Source organism: Shewanella sp. HL-SH2, from assembly GCF_051164935.1.
GTDB lineage: Bacteria > Pseudomonadota > Gammaproteobacteria > Enterobacterales > Shewanellaceae > Shewanella > Shewanella glacialimarina.
The window spans coordinates 3,682,468-3,706,772 of sequence record NZ_CP195035.1 but is presented as its reverse complement, the minus strand read 5'-3'; the positions used below and the strand labels follow the sequence as shown (position 1 = coordinate 3,706,772).

Genomic DNA, 24,305 nt, shown 5'->3' with positions numbered 1-24,305 from the left:
TTTATGGTTTTTATTTAATAGGGTTATGTAATGACTCAAAAAATTGTAATCGTGGGTGGTGGAGCTGCTGGCTTAGCATTAGCCTCTCGATTAGGTCGTAAATTTGGTCGTAGTAAGCAACTTGAAGTCTGTTTAATTGATAAAAATACTATTCATATTTGGAAGCCAAAACTGCATGAAGTGGCAGTGGGGGTGATAGACCAATCAATCGAAGGTCTTCAATATCGTGACCATGGTTTAAAGAATGGTTATCAATATATTAGAGGCAGTATTGAAAATTGCGCTCCCGATCAAAAATGTATTTATTTAGCGCCGGTACTCAATGATGACAATGAAGTCATTATTCCACAGCGCAAAATTGAATATGATTATCTAGTACTCGCACTAGGAGGTGTCTCTAACAGTTTTAATACTTTAGGTGCAGAGAAAAATTGTATTTTCTTAGACAGTTTAGAAAGTGCTAATCGTTTTCATGACAAGCTCTTAGATGCGCTATTACAACTTAACGAGACACAAACTCACCTAAGCATAGGTATTGTCGGAGCGGGTGCTACAGGTGTTGAATTAGCCGCTGAACTGCATCATGTTATAGAGTCGGTTACCCAATATGGTTATACCAATATTTCAAAGCAGCATTTAGAGATCCATCTAATTGAGGCCGCCGATAAAGTGTTGCCACAGTTGCCGGAACAAGTCAGTTTTCGTGCTCAAGCTGTGTTAGCCAAACTTGGCATTAAGCTGCACTTAGCGGTGCAAGTAAAAGAAGTCACTAAGGCAGGCTTTATCACTGCAGCAGGTGAAACAATAAATGCCAATATAAAAGTTTGGGCAGCGGGTGTAAAAGGGCCTAAAGTGTTAGAAAACTTCAGCGCATTACCGATTACCGCTCGAAACCAAATTGAAGTTGATCATTATATGAAAGTGAAGGGCATAGACAATATCTATGCCTTAGGTGATTGCGCTCAGCTAATACTGGATACTGGTAAGCCTGTGCCACCAAGAGCTCAAGCCGCAGCACAAATGGCTGAAACACTTTTTAAAAATATCAGTGCACAAATGAAACAACAGCCACAAAAAGCGTTTGTTTATAAAGATTACGGTTCTTTAGTATCACTAAGTCGTTTTTCTGCTGTGGGTAATTTGATGGGTAACTTACGCACGGGGACGTTTTTTGTTGAAGGACACTTAGCGCGTCTTATGTATATTTCGCTCTATCAGCGCCACCTTATTAGTTTATATGGCTGGTTCTCGGCATTTGTATACCGCTTAGCGCAAAGATTATTGCGTTGGAAAAGACCTAAGCTTAAATTACATTAGTCTTTAACTAGTGAATATAAAAAAATGCCTTATTAACAAGGCATTTTTTATCGCATAAAAAGACTTAACAGCCGCTTATTACGGAGATGATGCCGAATCTCGTATTACTGGGGTTGGCGTGAATACCTTAAAGCTTTCTTTGCCTTGATCTTTTCGTTTATCAATTAATAATTGAGTCGCAATTTGTGCTATCTCAATATTGGGTTGATGAACAGTCGTTAGTTTTGGCCAGGTTTGACGTGAGAAAGGGCTATCTTCGAAGCCTACAATGGATAAATCTTTTGGTATATCCAACCCCGCAAGTCTTGCAGCAAAAAGTGCACCAGCCGCTATTTCATCATTACAGGCAACAATTGCAGAGGGTCTATTTTTCATCGCAATTAATTTATTTGCCCCTTCAACACCCGATTCAAAAGAGTATCTTCCGTCCAATACCCAGTCTTCGTTGACGGTTAAATCATTACTTTCTATGGCTTGCTTGAAGCCATGTAATCGCTCTTTGGTTGATGCATGTTGATGATCACCACTTAAAAACCCAATATGCTGATGCCCAAGGTTTATCAAATGTTGCGTTATTTCAACGGCGCCGTGTTTGTCGTTAACTAAAACGGTTAAGCCTTTATGATCATTTATCTGTTCACCTGCGATAATTCTGACGTAATTTGCATTAATTTTATCTAGAGCAGCCAAGATATTAGGGTCTTCTGACATAGGCGGAGTTAACACTAACCCTGCTAATCGAGAATGTTTGACCATAGTGGTGAGTTCTTCACAAATTGTTGGCGATTTTGCGTTACAAGGATGGATGAGCAGTTCAAAGCCCCTATCTTTGCAGGCAGATAAAATGCCGTTTTGCATATCAATAACATAATAAGCATTTGGGTTGTCATAAATGAAGCAAATCACATATGAACTTGTACTGGCTAAATTTCTAGCCGCAACATTAGGTTGATAATTTAATGCACTAATAGCTTGGTTGACTTTGTCTATAGTCGTTTGCTTTACCGAAGGCTCCTTGTTAGTTACCCTTGATACTGTTTTTATTGAGACGCCTGCATATTTAGCCACGTCATTAATGGTTACTTTCATGTGAAAATTAACTCTTCTTCAGGCGAAATCCAATTAACTGATCCCCCGTAATTGATCAGTTAAAAGGGTTATTTATCTGCCAATAGTGCGAGTTTTTAAATAAATAGGCAATCACCAATTTATAACAGGTAGGATCTGTTCTATTTTAAAAGGTAACAGAATGTGATTTTACATTATATTTACATTCTTTACTCTCATGTTTTATATAAGATTATTTAACTCTCGATCTATTTATCAGACAAAAACACAGTAAAAAAATAGCTTGAATAGTTATTTTGTTGTGGCGTGACTGTTAATTTTTGTGTAATGTTTGCTCTAGACATGACAGCGTTGTCATTCCGTCGGAATGGTTATGAACTCTAAAACGATAATAAAGTTATGGAAGGGGAAAAAAAGATGCGACCATCTACCTTTAAAAAAAATGTACTAGCGACTAACATCGCAATCCTACTTGGCAGTGTTGTATCTGTTGGCGCTTATGCTGCAGACGAAGCTGTTGCTGATGACAACATTGAGAAAATTGAAGTACGTGGTATGCGTGCATCGATGAAAGCTTCTGTTAATGAGAAGCGATTTTCAAACTCTGTGGTTGACGCTGTGACTGCAGAAGATATCGGTAAATTCCCTGATGGTGACGTTGGTGAATCATTAGGCCGGATCCCTGGCGTTGCGGTAAACCGCCAGTTTGGTCAAGGCCAACAGGTTTCAATCCGTGGTGCATCAAGTCAATTGACTAGCACACTACTAAATGGTCACTCAGTTGCTTCAACAGGCTGGTTTGATCAACAAGCGATTGACCGTAGCTTTAACTATTCTTTATTACCACCACAAATGGTGAGTGGTATTGAAGTGTATAAGTCTTCACAAGCTGATTTACCAGAAGGTGGTATCGGCGGTACAGTTATCGTTAAAACACGTAAGCCGTTAGACTTAGATGCAAATACTGCATTTATCAGTGCTAAAGGCGATTACGGTACTATTTCAGAAGAGACTGACCCTGAATTATCTGGCTTATATAGCTGGAAAAATGAAGATGAAAACTTTGGTTTCTTAATCTCTGGTGCCGGTGCTAATACACAGTATCAACGTAACGGTATTGAAACACTTTTAGGTTGGGGGAAATTGTTCCTTCAACATTCCAACAAGACCGTGAACGTACAGCATTGAACGTTGCAGCTCAATATAGAGCAAGCGATGCATTAGAGTTTGGTTTAACCTACACAGGTTTAAGCTTACAAGCAAACAATGCTAACACCTCAATTTTCTTATTCCCAACTCAACAGGGTGAAAGCACCTGTAACCAAACAAATGCTGCTGGTGTATGTACAGACATCACTCATTCAGGTGTTGGTGGTTTTGCTTGGAACCAAGCTTGGGCTCGTGAAGCTGAAATGAATTCAGATACTATTGATTTCGATTTCACTTACAACAACGATAACTTCAAACTTGAAGGTCGCGTAGGTAATACTTCGGCTGATGGTGGTACTAGCTTAACGTCTAACTATGGTGGCTCTATTGGTCAACCTGGCGATTTCGCAGGTCACTATGATGCAACTGGCGATATTATTAATATCGATATAGCTAAGAAAGATTTTGCTGCAAGTGATTATAATGGGCAATTATCTAGTGCGGGTTGGGCGTTAAAGAAACAACCTAACACAGATGAAGAGACCTATGCACAGTTTGATATCACTGTACCAACTGATTTAGGTGCGATTTCATCGATTAAAACCGGTTTACGCTATGCTGATCATGATGTAACCCAAGAAACTGATGCTGCAATTGTTGGTGATATTGCAATGCGTGATGCATCATACTACTACGATGGTACTATGAGTTCAGGTGCAGGCTTTACTTTGCCTAGACCAAACTTTGATAACATGATTAATGATGCTAAAGCGGCAATTGATGGCTTTACACGTGATAAATCTGGTTATGGTACTCTGAACGAGAAGAACCTTTCTTTGTATGCAATGGCTAACTTCGAGTCAGAAGGTATCCGTGGTAACTTTGGTTTACGCTATATTTCTACCGATGTTGAGTCAGATTATTATGATTTGAGCAGCACGGGTCAGTTTGCTGATGCATTGTCGACCGATTCATCAAGCTACAGCGACGTGCTACCAAGCATTAACGTGGCATTTGACTTAGCACCAGACTTAATCCTACGTACCTCAGCATCACAAGTTATTTCTCGTCCTAACTATGCTGAATTATTTGCTACCTCGACTTTACCTGGCTTAAATGATGGTACTCCTGGTAATGAAAAGCTTAACCGTGGTGCAGTATCATTAGACCCGTTTAAAGCTTCTCAAGCTGATTTAAGCTTAGAGTGGTATTTCAGTGATTCTGGTTTAGCTGCTGCAACTTACTTTATCAAAGATGTTAATTCGTTTATTTCTACTCGTCAGAAGTTGAATCAACAAATTGGTATTAATGACAATGATTTAATTGCCCAAGGCGAAAGCTCATGTGGTGTTGGCGTTTATGACTGCTGGACGGTAAGCGAGAAATACAATGCTACCGGTGGCCGTATTGAAGGTCTTGAATTACAACTACAAGACTCTTATGACAGCGGTTTAGGTTATTCTGTTAACTATACTTATGCAGATGCAGGTTCTCCTGCTGAAAACTATCCTGATCAAGTGGGTGTGTTCTCTGATTCTTCTAAGCACACTGTTAACTTAGTTGGTTATTATGAAATGGATGCATTCTCTGCCCGTCTAGCTTATAACTGGCGCAGCGAGTACATGATGCGCGAATTACCAGGTTTCTATGGTAACCGTCAACATCAAGACTATGGCACACTTGATTTAAGTACAACTTACAGTGTGACAGAGTGGATGGATGTGACTTTTGAAGCAGTTAACTTAACTGAAGAAGACAGTATCCAAACGGGTGTAGCGCCATTAGATGCTGAAGTGATCCCTGAGTTCAAAGCTGACTATCCAGTTTGGAGCTTTGAAGGTGAAGCACGTTATAAAGTGGGTGTAGCGTTCCGTTTTTAATCAAATGATATAGTTGATTATAAAACTTTAAAGCCCAGCTTCTGCTGGGCTTTTTGTTATATTTCCAGAGGTCTTATGAATATTCAATCAATTGCGATTATTGGTGGTGGCACAGCTGGCTGGTTAGCGGCAAATCATCTTGGTAAGGCGTTACTTCATATGAATGTATCAATTACCTTAATTGAGTCGCCAGATATTCCAACCATTGGCGTAGGTGAGGGAACCGTTCCTACCATACGTAAAACATTACAAAGCTTTGGCATTAGTGAAACTGAATTTATTAAGCGCTGTGATGTAACATTTAAACAGTCGATCAAATTTCAAAATTGGCTAGACAAAAAAAGTCATGGAAATAATAATTTCTACCATCATCTTTTTGATCCACCAAGCCCAATGGGTGGTGACTTATCTGATCTTTGGCTTCAAGGCTCAACCAAGGCTTATGCTGATTTTGTGTCAAGTCAGCATGCTGTTTGTGAAGCTAATTTAGCACCTAAATTGATCACTACCCCTGAATATCAAGCGGTACAAGGCTATGCATATCATCTAAATGCGGCCAAATTTGCGTTGTTACTCGCTGACAACGCAAAACAAAAATTTGCCGTTAAGCATGTTAAAGCCAATGTACAGGACACTCGTTTAAGTCAAGATGGCAGTATCGATGGCTTAATATTAGATACGTGTGGTGAACAAAAATTCGATTTTTATATAGATTGCAGCGGTTTTGAGTCTGTGTTGTTAGCTAAAGCGTTAAAAGTGCCATTTGTCGATAAGTCACAACAGTTGTTCATTAACAAAGCGGTTGTTGTGCAAGTGCCTACTGAGTCTGAAGCCATTATTCCACCCTATACCAAAGCGACAGCGCATCAAGCCGGTTGGATTTGGGATATTGCTTTAACAAATCGCCGGGGCATTGGTTTAGTGTATTCCAATTCGCATCTTGATGATGAGCAAGCAAAGCAAAAGTTAAATCGTTATCTTAACGGCCACTTAGACCAATATTCTTGTCGCACTATTCCAATGCAAGTGGGTTATCGAAAACAATTTTGGGCTAAAAACTGTGTCGGACTGGGGTTAGCTCAAGGCTTTTTAGAACCAATTGAAGCCACTTCGATTATGCTAACCGATTTTGCTGCTGGGTATTTAGCTAGTCGTTTCCCTACCGATAGCAGCCAGTGCGAAAGCTTATCAGTGCGCTTTAATCACACCATGACATATGCTTGGGAGAGGGTAGTTGAGTTTGCTAAAATGCATTATTGTTTATCCGATAGAACGGATTCAGACTTTTGGATGGATAATAAAGATGCTAAAACTATCCCTGAAGGGCTGCAAAAAAAGCTCGCTTTATGGCAACAATATAGTCCATTGAGTGAAGATTTATTTTCAAAGTTTGAAGTCTTTAATGTCGAGAATTACCTCTATGTATTGTACGGGATGAAGTACAAAACCAAAGCGCCTCAATTAACACCTAAATCAGCGCAAGTAGCTCAACAACATGCGGCGCAGATAGCATTAAGAGGTAAACAACTGAGTGGACATTTACCTGCACATAGAGAGTTACTGCAAAAAATTCACCAGTATGGTTTACAAAAAATCTAAAAATATATTTTTTGATGGATATTTAAGCGGTTAACACATTGTTATCTCGATAAGCTCAGTTCCCGCTTGAAAAATCTGAGTATCTTGGTAGTTTCAAGTACTAATTTATTTTAAACACATTATAACAAGCCTCAAAAGTTGTTATTACCACAGCCATATTTAATGAGAAGCGCCTCAAGGAGCCAAGATGTCTAACCAAATTACCCTGATCGATCATACTAAGCACGGTGATCTAAAAATCATTCCTAGTGATTTTTCTCACGTTGCAGACCAGCATATTGTACCTGTTACATTACATGAGATTGCTAGAGCAGCAACTGAGTATCCAATCGTATTTGTTAAGAACAGTGATACTGGTGAATTTCAATCCGTTGCTATGTTAGGTTTGAAGCCTGGTGAAAACTTAAGTGTTAAAGACGGTAAGTGGCTAGGCTTATATATCCCTGCAGTGGTTCGTGACTACCCATTAGGTTTAATATTAAACCCTGACGTTAAAGATAAAGTTTGGATAGGAATTCGTGAAGCTGCTAAAGATTTAAGTAAAACCGAAGGACAAGCGTTATTTGAAGGTGAGCAAGAAACTCCATTTTTAGAGTCTCGCAAAAAAGCGCTAATTACGCATTTTGAAGAAGATCAGGCAACCCGTGGTATTTTAGGTTTCTTAGCTGAAAAAGAACTGTTTGTTAGTCAAACACTCACAGTTGATGTAGCAGGTGAGAAACGTAACATTAACGGTCTATATTTGATCGATGAGCAGAAGCTAAATCAACTTTCGGACGAAGACTTTTTAGAGCTTAAAAAGCGTGGATTATTAGGTCCAATTTTTGGTCATTTAGGATCGTTAAACCAAGTTAACCGTTTAGCGCGTATGGAAGTATTAGGGCGTTAAGTTTTAATATTGCTAATAAAATGGCGCTGATAAAGCGCCATTTTAATTTGCATTGGCTCATTTATCGAGTAGAACTTAGTGAATACAGATGAGCTAGTTTAAAGCTAAGCAATAAATAACATTATCGTTCCAGTTAAAATTATCCATACCGCAAAAAATAACTTAAGTTTCACAACAGAAAAAAACAGTGCGACCCGTTTGGCTAGCAATCCACCGATTAATGCCCCAGGCCCTGCAAAAAGTAACACCTCAAAATTGGCTAATGAGTCTTGCCCTAAGGTGATAGGTGTTGCCGACCAAACAGTGAGTGCACTGACTACAACCCCTACCGCTATTGACAGTTTGGTGCAATATCCCCGCAGCATTAAGTAAATCACCGCTATCTCTCCAACGCCAACAGATAACCAAGCAGTAATAATGCCACCGATAAAGCCTATGCAACATAATAAGACACAGTCGAATAAAGGTTTGGCCTCAAACTGAGTCGCGATGCCATTGTTCGTTTTTTTTAGGCTGTTTATAATGATAATGCTGCCTAAAATGATTGAAAATAGGCTAAAGCTGATATGTAAAGATGCAGGAGCGTTAATGTGCATTAGTTTACTACACCATAAACCTGCAATAGAGGATATCGAACAACAGATGATCATGGTACTGAAGCCATGCCAGGTTTTGTTATGATGATGTTGTTTTATATAATGATGGCACCAGGTTAATGCACCTGCTGTCATGCCAAAGCATTGGATCAGAAATGAGGTTGATATCGCTTCTTCGGGGCTAAATCCTAATGCAGAAAATGCAGGAATAAATATTACACCACCTCCCGCTCCTGTCGCATTAGCAAATATAGCTCCACATATTCCTAGCAGTGTAAAAACACTATGACTATTTAATAGCTGTGAAATATTGGGTGTGTGCCAAGCCCATAACACCCACGAGCTAAATAAGGTAATTGTAATAATTAAACTCGTAAGTGGAATTTTGGCAATTAGACGATTCATAGGCATATAAAAAAGTGCAGCGTAAAGGAAAGTGGATTAATCCTATCAGTGTGTAGATAACATGTCATCGTACTATGTTAACAATCTGTTGTGGTATTAGAGGTGTAGCACGGTTAATGTAACTAGCTGATTCTTAATTGGTTAGTGTTTTTTTAATATTGAGTTAATAAAATTGTGTCAAAAAGATGTAGACCTCTCGCCATTTATTAGGTAACTTAAGTAATGACAGCGTTGTCATTGATTGTAGGTAACGTTGTTATTTAAGGTCAACATGAATAGGAAGAGGTCTCCAATTCATGAGTGATAATGGTTTCTCGGTCGGGCGAGATATCATTTTCCATTTTAATATACTTTTAGTCTCTCCCCAGAAACGAGTATAGGCTGGGAACATGTCTTAACTGATTTATGTCCCAGCTTTTTTTTCCTTAAATTTAACATTGAACATTTATCAAGCACTCATTTTACAATGTGGTGTGCTGAATCAAACCAGCAGGATACTATTTTATAGGCAGTAGCCTAACCTCAGTATTTATTGGTTATGATATCAATCGGCCACACTAAATAAGCCCTAATAAAAACAAAATTTATAACGAGGACGCTATGAAAACGACTTGGGCGCTCAGTGCCATCATGATGTCATTAAGTTTGACAGCATGCTCTCCATCACAATCGACTGTATCTACTTCAGCAACAGCCACCTGGCAGCAAGGTCATCTTGCTGAATTTGCAGATGAACTGATGGTTAAATATCGTTTAGTCTCCAATTTACCAGAAGAAGCATGTCCTGCAGATGCTAAAGCTGATGAGCGTTGTTTTATTGCTGAGATTGATTTCACTAGTCCAAAAGATATGCTGAATGGTGATTGGGAAATCTATTTTAGCCAAATGCGTCCAGTTCAAACGGTACTGAACGATGAGTTTAATATTGAGCGTGTTAAAGGCGATCTTCACCGTTTAACGCCAACCGACCAATTTACTGGTTTTAAAGCAGGACAGGTAAAAACAGTACGTTTTCGTGGCGAGTTATGGCAATTATCAGAAACTGACGCTATGCCTAATTACTATATCGTTGCTAAAGACGCTAAAGGTATTGAGCTAGCACCACAGATCATTAGTAGTACGCGTGTTGAAATTGATGCTGACACGGGCATGGAAGTTAGGCCATACGTCGAAGCATTTGTTGATGCTAAAAGACAATATCAGCGTAGCGATAAAGATAAATTGGTTTGGGCAAAACCCGCTGTGTTATTTGAACAGAATAAAGCCGTATCTGTTGCACCGGCATTAATCGCGAATTCTTTATTACCCACACCTCAAACACAAGTCCTGCTAGATAACGTCAAAGCGGTATCTTTATCTCAAGGGATCACCTTAGACACTCAAAGTGCCACTGATGCAAAGTTGAATGTTGATGACATTCAAGCGGCTTTAGCCCGCCTAGAACGCATTGGCGTACCACAATCAGAAAATGGCGTAAAAGTCTCATTTGCAACGTTATCGCCAGTTGATAACCTAAACGCGGGCTCATATCAGCTAACGGTTGCTGATTCGGGGATTGTGATTAAGGCTAGCGAACCGAGTGGATTTAGCTATGGTATTGCGTCAATAACCTCGCTAGTTAATTTAAACGATCTAACCATAAATGCGATGAAAATTGATGACAGCCCACGTTATCAATACCGTGGTATGCATGTGGATGTGTCGCGTAATTTCCATAGTAAACAATTCTTGTTAGATCTGCTTGATCAAATGGCCGCCTATAAACTTAACAAACTGCATTTGCATATGGGTGATGACGAAGGTTGGCGTTTAGAGATTGATGGCTTACCTGAATTGACGGATATTGGCAGCAAACGATGCCATGATGTAACCGAATCAAGTTGTATTTTACCTCAATTAGGCAGTGGACCTTTTGTTGACACCAAAGTGAATGGTTACTACACAAAAGCTGATTATATTGACATTCTTCAGTATGCGAATGCGCGCCAAATTCAGGTGATTCCGTCAATGGATATGCCTGGCCATTCACGCGCCGCGATTAAATCAATGGATGCTCGATACCGTAACCTTATGGCCAAGGGCGATGAGCAAGCCGCAAAAGAGTTCGTACTCACAGACCCTAATGATACCACCCAGTATTCGTCAGTACAGTATTATGACGACAACACGCTGAACGTGTGTACGGAATCGACTTATCATTTTGTCGATAAAGTGATTACCGAAATAGCAGCCCTGCACACCCAAGCGGGTCAGCCTTTAACAACTTACCATATTGGCGCAGATGAGACCGCGGGCGCCTGGTTAGAATCACCTATTTGTCATGATTTTATTGCCAATAACCAATACGGCGTGACAGATATCAAGCTAGTGGGCCCTTACTTTATTGAGCGCGTAGCGAATATGTTAGCTGAAAAAGGTATTCAGCCAGCAGGTTGGAGCGATGGTATGAGCCATACTAATCCAGCGAATATGCCGTCTAACTCGCAAAGTAATGTCTGGGATGTTGTATCTCATAAGGGCCATCAGCGTGCTCATCAGCAAGTTAACAATGGTTGGACAACGATTCTTTCAAATCCAGAAGTGCTTTATTTTGATTTCCCTTATGAAGCGGATCCAAAAGAGCATGGTTATTACTGGGCATCTAGAGGCTTGAATAGCAAACACATATTCAGTTTCATGCCAGGTAATTTACCTGCCAATGCTGAACAGTGGTTAGATATTGAAGGTAACCCATTTGAGGCTGATGATCGTCCTCAAGTAGATGAAAATGGAAAGCAAACCAGTGGCCCTATTGCTGCCGGAAAAGCCTTTGATGGTATTCAGGGACAGTTATGGAGCGAAACATTACGTAGCGATCAAACTGTTGAATACATGATTTACCCAAGATTGTTAATGCTGGCAGAAAGAGCGTGGAACAAACCTGAATGGGAAGTTCCGTATCAACATGATGGCGCTATATATAACCAATCTACTCAGCACTTTAGTGCACAAATGAGACAGCAGCAGGCGACTGAATGGCAAAAAATGGCTAATCATTTGGGCCACAAAGAATTAGCTAAACTTGATAAAGCAGGTATTGAATATCGAGTGCCTACAGTAGGTGCAATTATTGATGACAAAGGCGTATTAACGGCAAATATTGCTTTCCCTGGTCTACAAATTGAATATAAAGAGCAAGGTAAAGCGTGGCAGTCTTATCTTAGCCCTGTAGCGGTTAAAGGCCCGGTTGAAGTTCGTGCGATTACACCTGACGGTAAGCGAAAAGGGCGCACTCTAGTTGTGAATTAGTTGTTGTCTTGTTTACTTAAAAAGTCGCTAGCAATGACATTGTTGGCGACTTTTTTATTTTAGAAAGCCAAGTTTATACCTCTCTATTATCCATCTATCATATTGTTTTTAAATGGTTAAGTTTTAAATTCTATTTGGTATGATATTTTTACGCAAAAAACAAATGACAACGCTGTCATTTTAAGTGTAACATAGCCTTAACTTATTCATTGGCTCGAATACAATCAAAAAAATAGTAGCCATAAACTGAATACCGAGAGGGAAGTCATGGGTGAAAATCAGCTTAGCAATTCGCAGCTTTACATTGGCATCGATGGCGGTGGCAGTAAATGTCGCGCAACCATTTATACTGAAGATTATAAGCTATTAGGCACTGGTGTCTCAGGCCGGGCTAATCCATTACATGGCTTAGAGCAAACTTTTCAATCAATAACAGAGTCAACCCAGCTTGCTTTAGCCGATGCAGGTTTATCCGTTGAAGCCTGTAGCCAACTTGTAGCGGGTCTAGGTCTTGCTGGCGTCAATGTGGGTCATTTCTACGATCAAATTTCAAATTGGCAACATCCGTTTAAATTAATGTATTTAACAACCGATCTGCATACTGCTTGTATTGGCGCACACAATGGTGCCGACGGCGCCGTGATTATTACCGGCACAGGCTCATGCGGATATGCCCATGTCGGCCATCAGAGCATCGGCTTAGGTGGACATGGTTTTGCCCTTGGTGATAAAGGCAGTGGGGCATGGCTGGGCTTAAAAGCAGCCGAACATGTATTACTCGCCCTTGATGGATTTGCAACCAACACTCAGCTTACACAAAAGTTACTGACTCACTTCAATGTTTCAGAGGCTATCGGTCTGGTTGAAAATCTTGCGGGTAAGTCATCAAGTGTCTACGCCCAATTAGCCCGGTTAGTGATAGAAAGTGCCCATGACGGTGATGAGGTAGCTACGGCTATCGTTAAAGAGGGAGCCAGTTATATCAGTGAGCTTGCCAGAAGACTTTTCACTATTAATCCTAGCAGATTCTCAATGATTGGTGGATTAGCAGAACCCTTATTGCCTTGGTTAGATGACGATGTAGCGGACAAGGTTTCCCCTGCGCTTTCTCCGCCTGAATTTGGCGCGTGTTTATTTGCTCAAAAACAATTTAAAACCCAGTCGGTAGCTTAATACAAATAACTTGATTTAACCGTTTGAAGACACGTAATTAAATCAAGTTTTTTAAATAAGTTACTGGTTATGACATAACAATTTTGCATAAAGGTTTATTATGACAACTAATACCATCATGGAACAAGAAGCTCGCACAGCCCCTCAAAAAATAGCTGAGCAGTTAAAAGCGAATGAAAGCATTACTACATTACTGGGTGAAAAGTTACGAGAATTTAAACCAAAGTTTGTCATGATAGTTGGCCGAGGCTCATCTGATCATGCCGGTGTGTTTGCGAAATATTTATTTGAAATAGAAGCGGGTATACCAACATTTGCAGCAGCGCCTTCAGTAGCAAGCGTTTATGGTAAAACATTACAGCTTGAAGGCGGTTTAGTGATTGTCATTTCACAATCTGGCCGTAGCCCTGACATTCTTGCTCAAGCAAGAATGGCGAAAAATGCAGGTGCATACTGTGTCGCGTTAGTGAATGATGAAACAGCGCCAATTAAAGATATCGTCGATGTAGTTGTGCCATTGCGCGCAGGTGAAGAGAAAGCCGTTGCGGCAACTAAAAGTTATTTAGCAACCCTGTCTGCCATTTTACAAGTTGCCGCTAAATGGACTCAAAGTGAGTCATTAGCACAAGCGGTAGACTCCTTACCACAGGCGCTACAGACAGCTGTTGATGCTGAACCACAATTAACCGCAGAGTCATTAGATGGCGTTAAAAACCTTGTCGTACTTGGTCGTGGTTTAGGTTATGCAGTGTCAAAAGAAATAGCATTAAAAATGAAAGAAGTGTGTTCAATCCATGCTGAAGCATTCAGTAGTGCTGAATTTTTACATGGCCCAGTAACCTTAGTTGAAAAGAAACTGGCAATTGTAGATGTGTGTATTAATGATGAATCTTACGCAAGCCATGTAGAGCAAATTGATAACGTTAACCAACGTGGTGCTGATTTAGTGCATTTGAATCAAACGGCAGCGGATATTCACCCACGTGTTGCACCTTTAGCGTTATTACAGCGTTTTTACATTGATGTAGCCGCGGTTGCTATTGCTCGCGGTATTAATCCAGACCAACCTGCTGGCTTAAAGAAAGTGACACAAACACTGTAATATCTTTAATAAAACTAAAATAAAACGAGAGCATTATGAAACAAATCCTGATTGTTGAGCGATTATTCGATGGAGAAGATTTTCATCAAAATATGGCGGTCACTATCGAAGCAGGCTGTATTATCGCAGTTCAATCTGCTGAAGCTATAGACATTGATATTGATCCTAATACCATCTCTAAGCTAGCGGGTACGCTAACGCCAGGGTTTGTTGATGTTCAAGTTAATGGCGGTGGCGGGGCATTATTTAATGCCCAGCCCAATGTTGAATGCATTGAAACAATTGGCCGCGCCCATGCAAGGTTTGGGACCACAGGTTTTCTACCGACTTTAATCACTGATGATGTTGAAGTGATGGCAAAAGCGGCTGATGCCGTTGCGCTTGCTATTAAGCAAAATAAAGCGGGTGTATTAGGTGTTCACTTTGAAGGGCCGCATTTGAGCATCCCTAAAAAAGGCGTTCATCCCCAGCAGTATATCCGCAATATCAGTGATGCAGAGCTGGCTATATTTAGCCGCCAAGATCTGGGTATTAAAGTGGTTACCTTAGCGCCTGAAAACGTTTCAACTCAAGTGATTAAAAGTCTAGTTAAAGCAGGCGTCAGAGTATGTCTTGGTCATTCAAATGCAGATTATGACACGGTTGTTGCAGCACTAAATGCTGGCGCTACTGGCTTTACTCATTTATTCAATGCCATGTCAGCTTTAGGTTCACGTGAACCGGGTATGGTTGGCGCAGCACTTGAAAGCCAGGATGCCTGGTGTGGTCTTATTGTAGATGGGCATCATGTACACAGTGCTGCAGCCAGAATCGCAATTAATGCTAAACCACGCGGCAAAATGATGTTAGTCACTGATGCTATGCCACCAGTTGGCATGAGCGAAGATGCAAGTTTTGAATTATTTGGCATAAAAGTAGTACGTCAAGGCGATCGACTTAATGCCACAACAGGCGAGCTGGCGGGTTGTGTGTTAGATATGGTTGGTGCCGTCAATAACAGTGTCAGCATGCTGGGCTTATCCCATGGTGAAGCATTGCGCATGGCATCATTATATCCAGCTCAGTTCCTTGGTTTAGAATGCGGCCCAGGCTCAACAAGTAACTTAGGTTTATCAAATAGCTTAGGCTTTATTAAACCTGGATATAGAGCTGATTTGGTATTACTTAATCAAAAAAATCTAGTCACTCGAACTTACATTGGTGGCAAAATTGTTTTTGCCCAGTAATCGATTTATTCGTTCAGTTTCAGCTTCTCGATAATAATAACAATAGAGGCCAGTATGTCTGTTAAGCCCGCTACTAGAATACATAGTGAACAAACCAAGCCAGATAAACCAAGACTAAAGTCCCTTGATGCTTTACGTGGCTTTGATATGTTTTGGATTATTGGTGGCGAAGGTTTATTTGCCGCCATGTTTGCATTAACCAGTTGGGCGGGTTGGCAGCTAGCTGCAGGTCAAATGCAACATAGTCAATGGCATGGCTTCACCCTATATGATTTAATCTTCCCGCTATTTATTTTCTTATCAGGTGTGGCACTAGGCTTATCGCCTAAGCGATTAGATAAGCTTCCTTATAATTTACGAATGCCTTTATATCGACATGCGGTCAAGCGTTTAGCGTTGTTGATTTCTCTTGGGGTACTTTACAACCATGGTTGGGGAGCGGGTATCCCTTCAGATCCTGAACAAATTCGGTTTTCTAGTGTATTGGCGCGTATTGGATTCGCCTGGTTTTTAGCGGCATTTTTAGTTTGGCATACTTCATTACGAACTCAAATTTTTACCGCGGTAGGTATACTCGTTTTCTACTCATTATTATTATGTTTTATGCCTTTTCCCGGTGGTCAAGCAGGTGTTTTCACTATGGATAGCAGCATCAATGCTTATATCGATGGCTTGCTTCGCCCTGGTATTGCTTATCAGCATAGGGCACTCGATCCTGAAGGTGTGTTATCAACCTTGCCCGCTGTCGTCAATGCGTTAGTCGGTGTGTTTGTTGGGCAATTTATTGTTAGACCGCATGATAAAGGCGATTGGGCAAAAGTTGGGATTATGGCGCTTTCTGGGTTGGTATTGTTAGCTTTAGGCTGGTTGCTAAACCCGCTTATTCCGGTCAATAAAGACTTATGGACCCCTAGCTTTGTATTGGTTACCTCTGGCTGGAGTTTACTCTTTTTAGCGTTATTTTACGCCATTATCGATGTGCTGAAATGGCAGAGGTGGTCGTTTGTATTTGTCGTGATAGGGACCAATGCAATTATTATTTACCTTGGTTCAAGTTTAATTGATTGGCAGTACATTACTCGCAGTGTGTTTGGCGGCGTTATTCAAGCATTTCCTTCAGCAAGCCAGCCGCTTGTTGGTGTGGTGGGTTTTATCACAGTGCAGTGGTTAATTTTATGGTGGATGTATCGTCGTAATATATTTATTCGAATTTAAATTAAAGGCAGGTCTAGCTGCTACTAGTTATAAATGACAGCGTTGTCTTGGTGGTTAAAGTGTTCTATTATCGAACAAGATAGTCTATATGTGACTCAATCCATATCTAGATTATTCAAACTACAAAGGCCCTATAAATAAAAATAATGAGCAGGTTTATGGAAATGACAACAACAGAACAACAATCTAAAAGCAGTTTTGTCCCTATGGCAATTGTCGCGGTGCTGTTTTTTATTCTTGGCTTTGCCACATGGTTGAATGGCTCTTTGATGCCATACCTTAAGCAAATTTTGCAACTGACTCCCTTTCAAGCCTCGCTGATATTATTCTCATTTTACATTGCGGTAACCTTCACCGCATTACCTTCTGCCTGGGTGATCCGTAAAGTGGGTTACAAAAATGGCATGGCATTAGGTATGGGGGTCATGATGCTAGCCGGATTATTGTTTATTCCTGCCGCACAAACGCAAATTTTTGTATTATTTTTACTTGCGCAGCTAGTTATGGGAACGGGGCAAACGTTACTGCAAACCGCGGTAAATCCTTATGTAGTTCGCCTAGGCCCTGAAGAATCAGCGGCTGCTCGCGTCAGTGTGATGGGTATTTTGAATAAAGGCGCGGGCGTGATTGCGCCTATGGTATTCACAGCGTTAATCTTAGACAGTTTTAAGGATCGTGTTGGTACTGAACTAAGTCAAATTCAAATTGATGAAATGGCTAATAGCTTGATTTATCCTTACTTAGGTATGGCAATATTTATTGGTATTTTGGCTATAGCCGTTAAAAAATCACCACTGCCTGAGCTTGAAAAAGATGAGCAAGAACAAGGTTCTGAAAAAGGTCAAATTAAACAAGCTTTGGCCCATCCTAACTTAGCTTTAGGTGTGGTCGCTTTATTCGTCTATGTTGCCGTTGAAGTGATTGCTGGTGACACTATTGGTACCTTTGCATTAACTCTGGGCGTTGAAAATTATGGTGTAATGACCTCATATACTATGCTGTGTATGGTGTTCGGTTATACTTTAGGTATCATTTGTATCCCGCGGTTTATTTCACAGCCTAACGCACTAATGGTCAGTGCTATTTTGGGATTAGTGTTAACCGCTGGCATCGTATTTGGTGACAGTCAGTCCTATGCTATTGCCAATGTATTATTAGTCCCATTTGGTGGTGCTCAGCTTCCTGATACTTTACTGATGATCGCCTTTTTAGGTTTGGCTAATGCCATTGTTTGGCCTGCGGTATGGCCATTAGCATTGTCAGGTATGGGTAAGTTAACCAGTACGGGTTCTGCCTTATTAATTATGGGTATTGCCGGTGGCGCTTTTGGACCATTATTTTGGGGATTAACCAGTTCTGCAACCTCATTAGGTATGCAGGGCGGTTATATGGTGATGTTCCCATGTTACTTATTCATCCTATTCTATGCAGTTAAAGGCTATAAAATGAAAAGTTGGAGATAGCTTTTTATTATCAAGTCCTGCTAACAATAAAGAAGAGCGCATAAGCGTTCTTTTTTATTTCATCAAATAATGAGTAACGAACCGATTAATAAGATTCAGGGCTGCAGTTTGAGTATTAGCTGATGGTTCGATGTGTTTTGCTATATTATTGATACTTTCTATTCTTAATGCTTTAGATGAAGGGGGATACAGTGATAGGCGGGCTGAGACAATGCTTGAGATAAAAGGATTAATTAAATCGCTAATATTCAGATGCAAAAAAGCCACTCATTGAGTGGCTTTTTTGTTTTTTATGGTGCCGGCACCAAGAGTCGAACTCGGGACCTACTGATTACAAGTCAGTTGCTCTACCAACTGAGCTATGCCGGCTAAATTGTGGTGCCCGAACCCGGAATCGAACCAGGGACACGAGGATTTTCAATCCTCTGCTCTACCGACTGAGCTATTCGGGCAACTAAACTAAGTGTCTAGTTATCTACTTCACACTCAACAATCTTACTAAGTAAGGCCTGTCTCGTCTGGAGTGCGCACATAATATAGTGATGGTTTTTATCGTGCAAGTGGTTTTTAAAAGTTTTTACTCGTTCGGTTAGTTTGTGCGCAAGATGGTGTTTTTTTAAATACTATTGCAGATTTTTAAGGCAAACATGAGCTGAAATGATTATTTAGATAGAGTTATTAGCTGGTATTTAGCGAGTAAATATCCATTTTTTACAATAGTTCTATTTATTAGAATGATTTTAACAATTTTTAGAGGTTTTATTTCAATAAATAGTAAGTAGACTGTTTAGATTCGTTATAGTCGCAGTTACTGAGTAAAAAACAAGGATCTGTTTATGTTAAATAATACTCCGACTCGATATGGGTTGCTTAATATCTTAGTTCACTGGCTATCCGCCATTGCTGTCATAGGATTATTTGGCCTAGGTTTTTGGATGGTAGAGTTAACCTATTACAGTAGTTGGTATAAAACCGCACCAGATATTCATAAAAGTGTCGGGGTTATATTATTATTTTTAACCCTTATTAGAGTTTTTTTGCGAGCAACAACCGTAAAACCTAATCCCATTTCAACCCATAAAACCTGGGAGAAAAGCAGCGCTCATTTGGTACATAAATTACTTTATGTCCTGATGATAGCCATTATGGTATCAGGAATATTAATTTCGACCGCTGATGGACGTGGAATATGGGTATTTACCTGGTTTGAGTTACCCGGTGTCGGTGAGCTATTTACCGACCAGGCTGACTTAGCCGGACTGTTCCATCAATATGCTGCATATAGCTTAATTACTCTGGTGATAGTCCATGCAGTCGGTGCGTTAAAACATCACTTTATTGATAAAGATTCAACCTTAACCCGTATGTTATGGGTTAAGCATAAATAATCACCAAATCATTTATACAAAGGAAGGATTAACATGAAAAAACATCTAATAGCAGCATTAATGAGCACGGCAATGCTAACGCCTATGTTTGCCACAAGTACTGCCAACGCAGCTGATTACGTTATTGATACCCAAGGTGCCCATGCTTTTATTCAATTTAAAGTAAGCCACTTAGGTTATAGCTTTGTGATGGGGCGCTTTAATGATTTTTCTGGTGATTTTAGCTTCGACAGTAAAGATGTCAGCAAAGGTAATATTAAAGTAAACATCAATACCACTAGCGTTGACTCAAATCATGCTGAGCGTGATAAGCATTTACGTAGCGCTGATTTTTTAAATACCGATAAATTCCCGCAGGCTAGTTTTAAATCAACGTCGGTAGAAGATAAAGGCGAGGGTAAGTTTGTTGTTAATGGCGATTTTACCTTTAACGGCGTGACTAAGCCTATAGCGATTGATGCGGTGATGATTGGCGAAGGTGACGACCCATGGGGCGGATACCGTGCAGGTTTTACCGGAACAACCAGCTTTAAAATGAAAGATTACGGTATAAAAATGGATCTTGGCCCTGCATCTGCCAATGTCGAGCTTGAATTAGTTGTTGAAGGGATCAAGAAGTAATAAAGTCATAATTAAGATATAACGGCTAATCTGTAATAGTTTGGCTGCTTTAGTATCAGAAACGGCCTGTAATCTAGATTACAGGCCGTTTTTATTTGAGCAATTAAACTACTGCAGATATCAAGTGATGATAAATATCAGTCATTATATTTAACGCTAGGGAATGGGTAGTGAGCTCTTTGTTGATACAGGCACGTTTAAGGTTACATAGATGAAGGAGGTTTCTAGCCGGAATAGCATCAATAAAAAAGGATAAGTAAATAACTTATCCTTTAATCAAAAGCAGAAGGAATTGAATTAATCTTCGGCTGGTGGCACATAGCCTTCGATTTCAACGTCTTTGCCTTCAAATAAGAAGTTAACCATTTGCTCTTCAAGAAACTTACGGTCCTCAACATTCATCATGCTAAGTTTTTTCTCATTGATCAACATGGTTTGTTTTTTCTGCCACAAACCCCACGCTTCTTTGCCAATATTATCAAAGATACGTTTACCCAGATCGCCTGGATAAAGTTGAAAATCTAAGCCATCAGCTGACTTGTTTAAATGAACGCAATTTACCGTGCGAGCCATGTTTACTCCTTAACGTGAACGGGGGAAGCGACAGAATCAGACTGTTGATTTAACACCGCACCAAGATTGGCAAGAATCTTTTCTGTTGCGGCGGCTAATCCGACTTTGGCTGGATGCTTGATGTTATACCAGAGTGGTGGACTTTGTTCCATCACCCCAGTAAATTCCTGTGGAACTCTAACGTCATTTTGAGTAGACACTTCAACCATAATAGGCTGAATATCTAAATGAAAATGACTAAATGTATGCCGAAAACCTACTAAGTCAATGGCAGATTTTTGCAGCGACTGTAACGCTAAATACTGCTCTATTGATGCTTGGTCATCAAATTGTGGAAAACACCACAATCCGCCCCAAATGCCAGTAGGTGGACGTTGTACTAATTGTACTTGGCCTTGATGAAGCATGACTAACATCCAGGCTTGTTTAGTCGGAATTGTCTTTTTAGGCTTTTTACCCGGATATAGGCTTTGTTTGCCACTAAGTTGAGCAATACAATCAATGGCTACTGGACAAGATGCGCATTGAGGTTTGCTTCTGCTACAAATGCTAGCGCCTAAATCCATCATAGCTTGATTGTACTTTTGCACATCATCACTTGGAGTTAACTGTTCCGTTAAATGCCACAGGGCTTGTTCAACGGCCTTTTGTCCGGGCCATCCTTCAACAGCACCATGTCGAGCCAATACGCGTTTAACATTACCGTCTAAAATAGGGTGCTGCTGGCCAAGTGACAATGACAAAATGGCTCCAGCGGTTGAACGGCCAATGCCCGATAATGCTAGCACTTGTTCAAATTCAATGGGAAATTCACCCTTAAACACATCGCGAACATAAATAGCGGCTTTATGCAGGTTACGGGCTCTGGCGTAATAGCCAAGGCCAGTCCAAAGATGAAGCACTTCATCCTGTGGCGCATTTGCTAAATCGACAACGGTAGGAAACCTTGCCATAAATTTTTCGTAATAGGGGATCACTGTTGCAACTTGGGTTTGTTGTAACATTATCTCTGAAACCCATACTCTATATGGGGTTTTATTGATCTGCCACGGTAATTTTTTACGACCGTGAACATCATACCAAGCGATAATACGCTCAGCGAAAGTGGCTGCTATTTTCATGCGGGCAGTGTAGCGATACGCCTATAATCAAACAAGGTTTATATAAACAATTGTTAGTAGATTAGGTATACTGTGCCGCTGAAATAAAAAATTTAAGATTAACTATTATGATCCGGGCCGTTTCGGTGGAAATTGCACCATTGTAATAAAGAGGCAAAAATGAGCGACGTTACTACAGCTGAATTTAATGAAGAAGGTAAGTACCTTCGTAAAATCAGAAGCTTTGTATTACGTGAAGGCCGTTTAACTAAAGGTCAGTCACAAGCTATTGAATCACATTGGCCAGCAATGGGGCTTGATTACAGTCCTGAAGCATTAAATCTCAGCCAAGTATTTGGCCGTGAAGCTGATACCGTATTAGAAATCGGTTTCGGTATGGGTGGCTCTTTAGTGCAAATGGCTAAAGCTGCACCTGAGCTTAACTACATAGGCATTGAAGTACATAAACCAGGTGTTGGCGCATGTTTAGGCGATGCAGGTGAAGCGCAAGTGACTAACTTACGCGTTTATCATCACGATGCAATGGAAGTGCTAGAACACAGTATTGCAGATGGTTCATTATCACGTGTGCAGTTATTCTTCCCGGATCCTTGGCACAAAAAACGTCATAATAAACGTCGTATAGTGCAGCCTGAATTTGCGCAGCTAATTCGCCGTAAACTTAAAATTGGTGGCGTATTTCATATGGCGACCGACTGGGAAAATTACAGCGAGTATATGCTTGAAGTAATGCAAGTTGCTGAAGGTTATAAAAACCAATCAGCCACTGGCACAGTGGTTGAAAGACCAGATTATCGCCCATTAACAAAATTTGAAGCCCGGGGTCATCGCTTAGGCCATGGTGTTTGGGATATTATGTTCGAACGTATTAGTTAATAACGTCTAAATTAGGAGAAAGTATCATGGCAACAAATCGTAGCCGTCGTTTACGTAAGAAATTACGAGTTGATGAGTTCCAAGAGTTTGGTTTTGACATCCAATGGACGTTTGAAGAGTCTGTGTCAGAGCAAGATATTGATAGCTTAATCGATCAATTTATTCATGAAGTGATCGAGCCTCGCCAATTAGGTTTCCATGGCGGCGGACATAAAGAATGGCAAGGTATTATTGCGACTCAACACATTGGTAAATGTACCGATGAAGACATTGCAGTGATTACTGATTTTTGGAAAAGCAAACCAGTAAAAGATGTAGAAGCTACAACTTTGTATGATATTTGGTGGGGTTAATTGCTAAACCAAGCATTATTACAAGAGGCGGTCGACAGTGTTCGGCCGCTTTTAGGTAAAGGCAAAGTAGCCAATTACATACCGGCATTAGCCAATATTGATAGTACTAAACTTGCAATTGCAGTAACCACAGTTGATGGTCAAACAATTGGAGCTGGAGACTATCTTGAACCCTTCTCTATCCAATCTATTTCAAAAGTATTTAGTCTCACCCTCGCGCTCAATCTTTATCGTGAAGATGAAATATGGAGCCGAGTAGGCAAAGAACCGTCAGGGCATTCTTTTAACTCACTAGTTCAAGTTGAATTAGAGCGGGGTAAACCGCGTAATCCATTTATTAATGCTGGCGCGTTAGTCATTGCTGATTTGTTACAAACCAGAAGCAGTGCACCAAAACATCAAATGTTAGAAGTGGTGCGTAAGCTGAGTATGAATCCAACTATAAGTTACGACAAAGTAGTAGCTGATTCTGAATTTGCTTTTAGTGCGCGTAATGCGGCGATTGCTTACTTAATGAAATCGTTTGGTAATTTTAACGGCGTAGTTGAAAATGTACTTAAAAACTACTTTCATTACTGTGCCTTAAAAATGAATTGTGCTGACTTATCTAAGTCGATGCTTTACCTGGCTAATCGCGGTAAAACCTTGTCAGGTGAACAATGGATAACGCCTATACAAACAAGGCAACTCAATGCCCTGTTAGCAACCTCGGGTTTATATGATGGTGCGGGAGAATTTGCCTATCGGGTTGGTATGCCGGGTAAAAGTGGAGTCGGTGGCGGTATTATTGCCGTGATCCCTGGTGATATGTCAGTATGCGTTTGGTCTCCAGAATTAGACGGTAATGGCAATTCATTGGCCGGAACCGCAATGTTAGAACATCTTTGTCAAAAATTAGGTCGCTCGATCTTTTAAACATATTTCAATCTAGATAAAAATGATTAATTTAACTAAGTTTTAGTTTTTTTGGCTAATGCAATTAAGTTATTCGGTTAGTGTTATC

General features: G+C 40.3%; 18 protein-coding genes, 2 tRNA genes and 1 pseudogene. 15 read left to right on the top strand and 6 right to left on the bottom strand.

From position 1 onward, the window contains the following. Positions 1–30: 30 nt before the first annotated feature. Entirely contained in the window at positions 31–1,317 is a 1,287-nt protein-coding gene (locus ACRWP9_RS16095; RefSeq protein WP_434926843.1) for an NAD(P)/FAD-dependent oxidoreductase, read from the top strand. Positions 1,318–1,395: 78 nt separating this feature from the next. Here ACRWP9_RS16095 and ACRWP9_RS16090 read toward each other — a convergent pair whose 3' ends face one another. Further along, positions 1,396–2,406, bottom strand: coding sequence for a LacI family DNA-binding transcriptional regulator (locus ACRWP9_RS16090; RefSeq protein WP_434926842.1), 1,011 nt, complete (start codon positions 2,404–2,406; stop codon positions 1,396–1,398). A 396-nt stretch (positions 2,407–2,802) separates the two neighbouring features. Here ACRWP9_RS16090 and ACRWP9_RS16085 point away from each other — a divergent pair. From ACRWP9_RS16085 to ACRWP9_RS16075, 3 genes and pseudogenes are all read left to right on the top strand, one after another. Next, positions 2,803–5,414, top strand: a pseudogene (locus ACRWP9_RS16085) (TonB-dependent receptor). 75 nt (positions 5,415–5,489) lie between these two features. After that, complete coding sequence (locus tag ACRWP9_RS16080; RefSeq protein ID WP_434926841.1) at positions 5,490–7,013, top strand: tryptophan halogenase family protein; 1,524 nt, start codon at positions 5,490–5,492, stop codon at positions 7,011–7,013. Positions 7,014–7,200: 187 nt separating this feature from the next. After that, on the top strand, positions 7,201–7,902 hold the full coding sequence (locus ACRWP9_RS16075; RefSeq protein ID WP_434926840.1) for a SapC family protein: 702 nt from the start codon (positions 7,201–7,203) through the stop codon (positions 7,900–7,902). A 104-nt stretch (positions 7,903–8,006) separates the two neighbouring features. Here the strand turns inward: ACRWP9_RS16075 and ACRWP9_RS16070 are convergent, their stop codons facing one another. Then, on the bottom strand, positions 8,007–8,909 hold the full coding sequence (locus ACRWP9_RS16070) for a sulfite exporter TauE/SafE family protein (protein ID WP_434926839.1): 903 nt from the start codon (positions 8,907–8,909) through the stop codon (positions 8,007–8,009). Positions 8,910–9,503: 594 nt separating this feature from the next. Here ACRWP9_RS16070 and ACRWP9_RS16065 point away from each other — a divergent pair. The 6 genes from ACRWP9_RS16065 to nagP all read left to right on the top strand — a co-directional run bounded on the left by ACRWP9_RS16065 (position 9,504) and on the right by nagP (position 18,370). Further along, positions 9,504–12,191 carry a family 20 glycosylhydrolase gene (locus tag ACRWP9_RS16065; protein ID WP_434926838.1) on the top strand — a complete coding sequence of 896 codons (2,688 nt, stop codon included), beginning with the start codon at positions 9,504–9,506 and terminating at the stop codon, positions 12,189–12,191. A gap of 267 nt (positions 12,192–12,458) precedes the next feature. Next, positions 12,459–13,364, top strand: a complete 906-nt coding sequence (gene nagK / locus ACRWP9_RS16060; protein ID WP_434926837.1) for an N-acetylglucosamine kinase — start codon at positions 12,459–12,461, stop codon at positions 13,362–13,364. A gap of 100 nt (positions 13,365–13,464) precedes the next feature. After that, on the top strand, positions 13,465–14,466 hold the full coding sequence (gene nagB-II / locus ACRWP9_RS16055; RefSeq protein WP_434926836.1) for a glucosamine-6-phosphate deaminase NagB-II: 1,002 nt from the start codon (positions 13,465–13,467) through the stop codon (positions 14,464–14,466). 35 nt (positions 14,467–14,501) lie between these two features. Beyond that, positions 14,502–15,692, top strand: coding sequence for an N-acetylglucosamine-6-phosphate deacetylase (nagA, locus tag ACRWP9_RS16050; protein ID WP_434926835.1), 1,191 nt, complete (start codon positions 14,502–14,504; stop codon positions 15,690–15,692). Positions 15,693–15,746: 54 nt separating this feature from the next. Beyond that, positions 15,747–16,907: a transmembrane glucosamine N-acetyltransferase NagX gene (nagX, locus tag ACRWP9_RS16045; RefSeq protein ID WP_434926834.1), complete on the top strand. Its 1,161-nt coding sequence runs from the start codon at positions 15,747–15,749 to the stop codon at positions 16,905–16,907. Between the two features lie 158 nt (positions 16,908–17,065). Next, the gene (gene nagP, locus ACRWP9_RS16040; protein ID WP_434926833.1) at positions 17,066–18,370 is read left to right on the top strand and encodes an N-acetylglucosamine MFS transporter NagP; all 1,305 of its coding nucleotides are present in this window, start codon (positions 17,066–17,068) and stop codon (positions 18,368–18,370) included. A gap of 293 nt (positions 18,371–18,663) precedes the next feature. Here nagP and ACRWP9_RS16035 read toward each other — a convergent pair. Both ACRWP9_RS16035 and ACRWP9_RS16030 read right to left on the bottom strand, forming a co-directional pair. Further along, positions 18,664–18,739 (bottom strand) — tRNA-Thr (locus ACRWP9_RS16035). A 7-nt stretch (positions 18,740–18,746) separates the two neighbouring features. After that, positions 18,747–18,822, bottom strand: a tRNA-Phe gene (locus ACRWP9_RS16030). 384 nt (positions 18,823–19,206) lie between these two features. Here ACRWP9_RS16030 and ACRWP9_RS16025 point away from each other — a divergent pair. Next, positions 19,207–19,758, top strand: coding sequence for a cytochrome b (locus tag ACRWP9_RS16025; protein WP_434926832.1), 552 nt, complete (start codon positions 19,207–19,209; stop codon positions 19,756–19,758). Between the two features lie 33 nt (positions 19,759–19,791). Continuing rightward, positions 19,792–20,379 carry a YceI family protein gene (locus ACRWP9_RS16020; protein WP_434926831.1) on the top strand — a complete coding sequence of 196 codons (588 nt, stop codon included), beginning with the start codon at positions 19,792–19,794 and terminating at the stop codon, positions 20,377–20,379. 297 nt (positions 20,380–20,676) lie between these two features. Here ACRWP9_RS16020 and ACRWP9_RS16015 read toward each other — a convergent pair whose 3' ends face one another. Next, complete coding sequence (locus tag ACRWP9_RS16015) at positions 20,677–20,952, bottom strand: oxidative damage protection protein (RefSeq protein ID WP_226414073.1); 276 nt, start codon at positions 20,950–20,952, stop codon at positions 20,677–20,679. A 2-nt stretch (positions 20,953–20,954) separates the two neighbouring features. Next, positions 20,955–22,073, bottom strand: a complete 1,119-nt coding sequence (gene mutY / locus ACRWP9_RS16010; protein ID WP_434926830.1) for an A/G-specific adenine glycosylase — start codon at positions 22,071–22,073, stop codon at positions 20,955–20,957. A 159-nt stretch (positions 22,074–22,232) separates the two neighbouring features. Between mutY and trmB the strand changes: the two genes are divergently transcribed. The 3 genes from trmB to glsB are packed head-to-tail and all read left to right on the top strand — an operon-like array spanning position 22,233 to position 24,217. After that, positions 22,233–22,949, top strand: a complete 717-nt coding sequence (trmB, locus tag ACRWP9_RS16005; RefSeq protein ID WP_434926829.1) for a tRNA (guanosine(46)-N7)-methyltransferase TrmB — start codon at positions 22,233–22,235, stop codon at positions 22,947–22,949. 26 nt (positions 22,950–22,975) lie between these two features. Beyond that, the gene (locus tag ACRWP9_RS16000) at positions 22,976–23,302 is read left to right on the top strand and encodes a 50S ribosome-binding protein YggL (RefSeq protein WP_226414077.1); all 327 of its coding nucleotides are present in this window, start codon (positions 22,976–22,978) and stop codon (positions 23,300–23,302) included. Next, complete coding sequence (glsB, locus tag ACRWP9_RS15995; protein WP_434926828.1) at positions 23,303–24,217, top strand: glutaminase B; 915 nt, start codon at positions 23,303–23,305, stop codon at positions 24,215–24,217. Positions 24,218–24,305: the final 88 nt, after the last annotated feature.

Coding starts and splice junctions, on each gene's coding strand:
- ACRWP9_RS16090 (WP_434926842.1), bottom strand. CDS start 2,406: ATGAAAGTAACCATTAATGACGTGGCTAAATATGCAGGCGTCTCAATA.
- trmB (WP_434926829.1), top strand. CDS start 22,233: ATGAGCGACGTTACTACAGCTGAATTTAATGAAGAAGGTAAGTACCTT.
- ACRWP9_RS16075 (WP_434926840.1), top strand. CDS start 7,201: ATGTCTAACCAAATTACCCTGATCGATCATACTAAGCACGGTGATCTA.
- ACRWP9_RS16070 (WP_434926839.1), bottom strand. CDS start 8,909: ATGCCTATGAATCGTCTAATTGCCAAAATTCCACTTACGAGTTTAATT.
- mutY (WP_434926830.1), bottom strand. CDS start 22,073: ATGAAAATAGCAGCCACTTTCGCTGAGCGTATTATCGCTTGGTATGAT.
- nagX (WP_434926834.1), top strand. CDS start 15,747: ATGTCTGTTAAGCCCGCTACTAGAATACATAGTGAACAAACCAAGCCA.
- nagP (WP_434926833.1), top strand. CDS start 17,066: ATGGAAATGACAACAACAGAACAACAATCTAAAAGCAGTTTTGTCCCT.
- nagA (WP_434926835.1), top strand. CDS start 14,502: ATGAAACAAATCCTGATTGTTGAGCGATTATTCGATGGAGAAGATTTT.
- ACRWP9_RS16000 (WP_226414077.1), top strand. CDS start 22,976: ATGGCAACAAATCGTAGCCGTCGTTTACGTAAGAAATTACGAGTTGAT.
- nagB-II (WP_434926836.1), top strand. CDS start 13,465: ATGACAACTAATACCATCATGGAACAAGAAGCTCGCACAGCCCCTCAA.
- ACRWP9_RS16025 (WP_434926832.1), top strand. CDS start 19,207: ATGTTAAATAATACTCCGACTCGATATGGGTTGCTTAATATCTTAGTT.
- ACRWP9_RS16065 (WP_434926838.1), top strand. CDS start 9,504: ATGAAAACGACTTGGGCGCTCAGTGCCATCATGATGTCATTAAGTTTG.
- ACRWP9_RS16095 (WP_434926843.1), top strand. CDS start 31: ATGACTCAAAAAATTGTAATCGTGGGTGGTGGAGCTGCTGGCTTAGCA.
- ACRWP9_RS16015 (WP_226414073.1), bottom strand. CDS start 20,952: ATGGCTCGCACGGTAAATTGCGTTCATTTAAACAAGTCAGCTGATGGC.
- nagK (WP_434926837.1), top strand. CDS start 12,459: ATGGGTGAAAATCAGCTTAGCAATTCGCAGCTTTACATTGGCATCGAT.
- ACRWP9_RS16080 (WP_434926841.1), top strand. CDS start 5,490: ATGAATATTCAATCAATTGCGATTATTGGTGGTGGCACAGCTGGCTGG.
- ACRWP9_RS16020 (WP_434926831.1), top strand. CDS start 19,792: ATGAAAAAACATCTAATAGCAGCATTAATGAGCACGGCAATGCTAACG.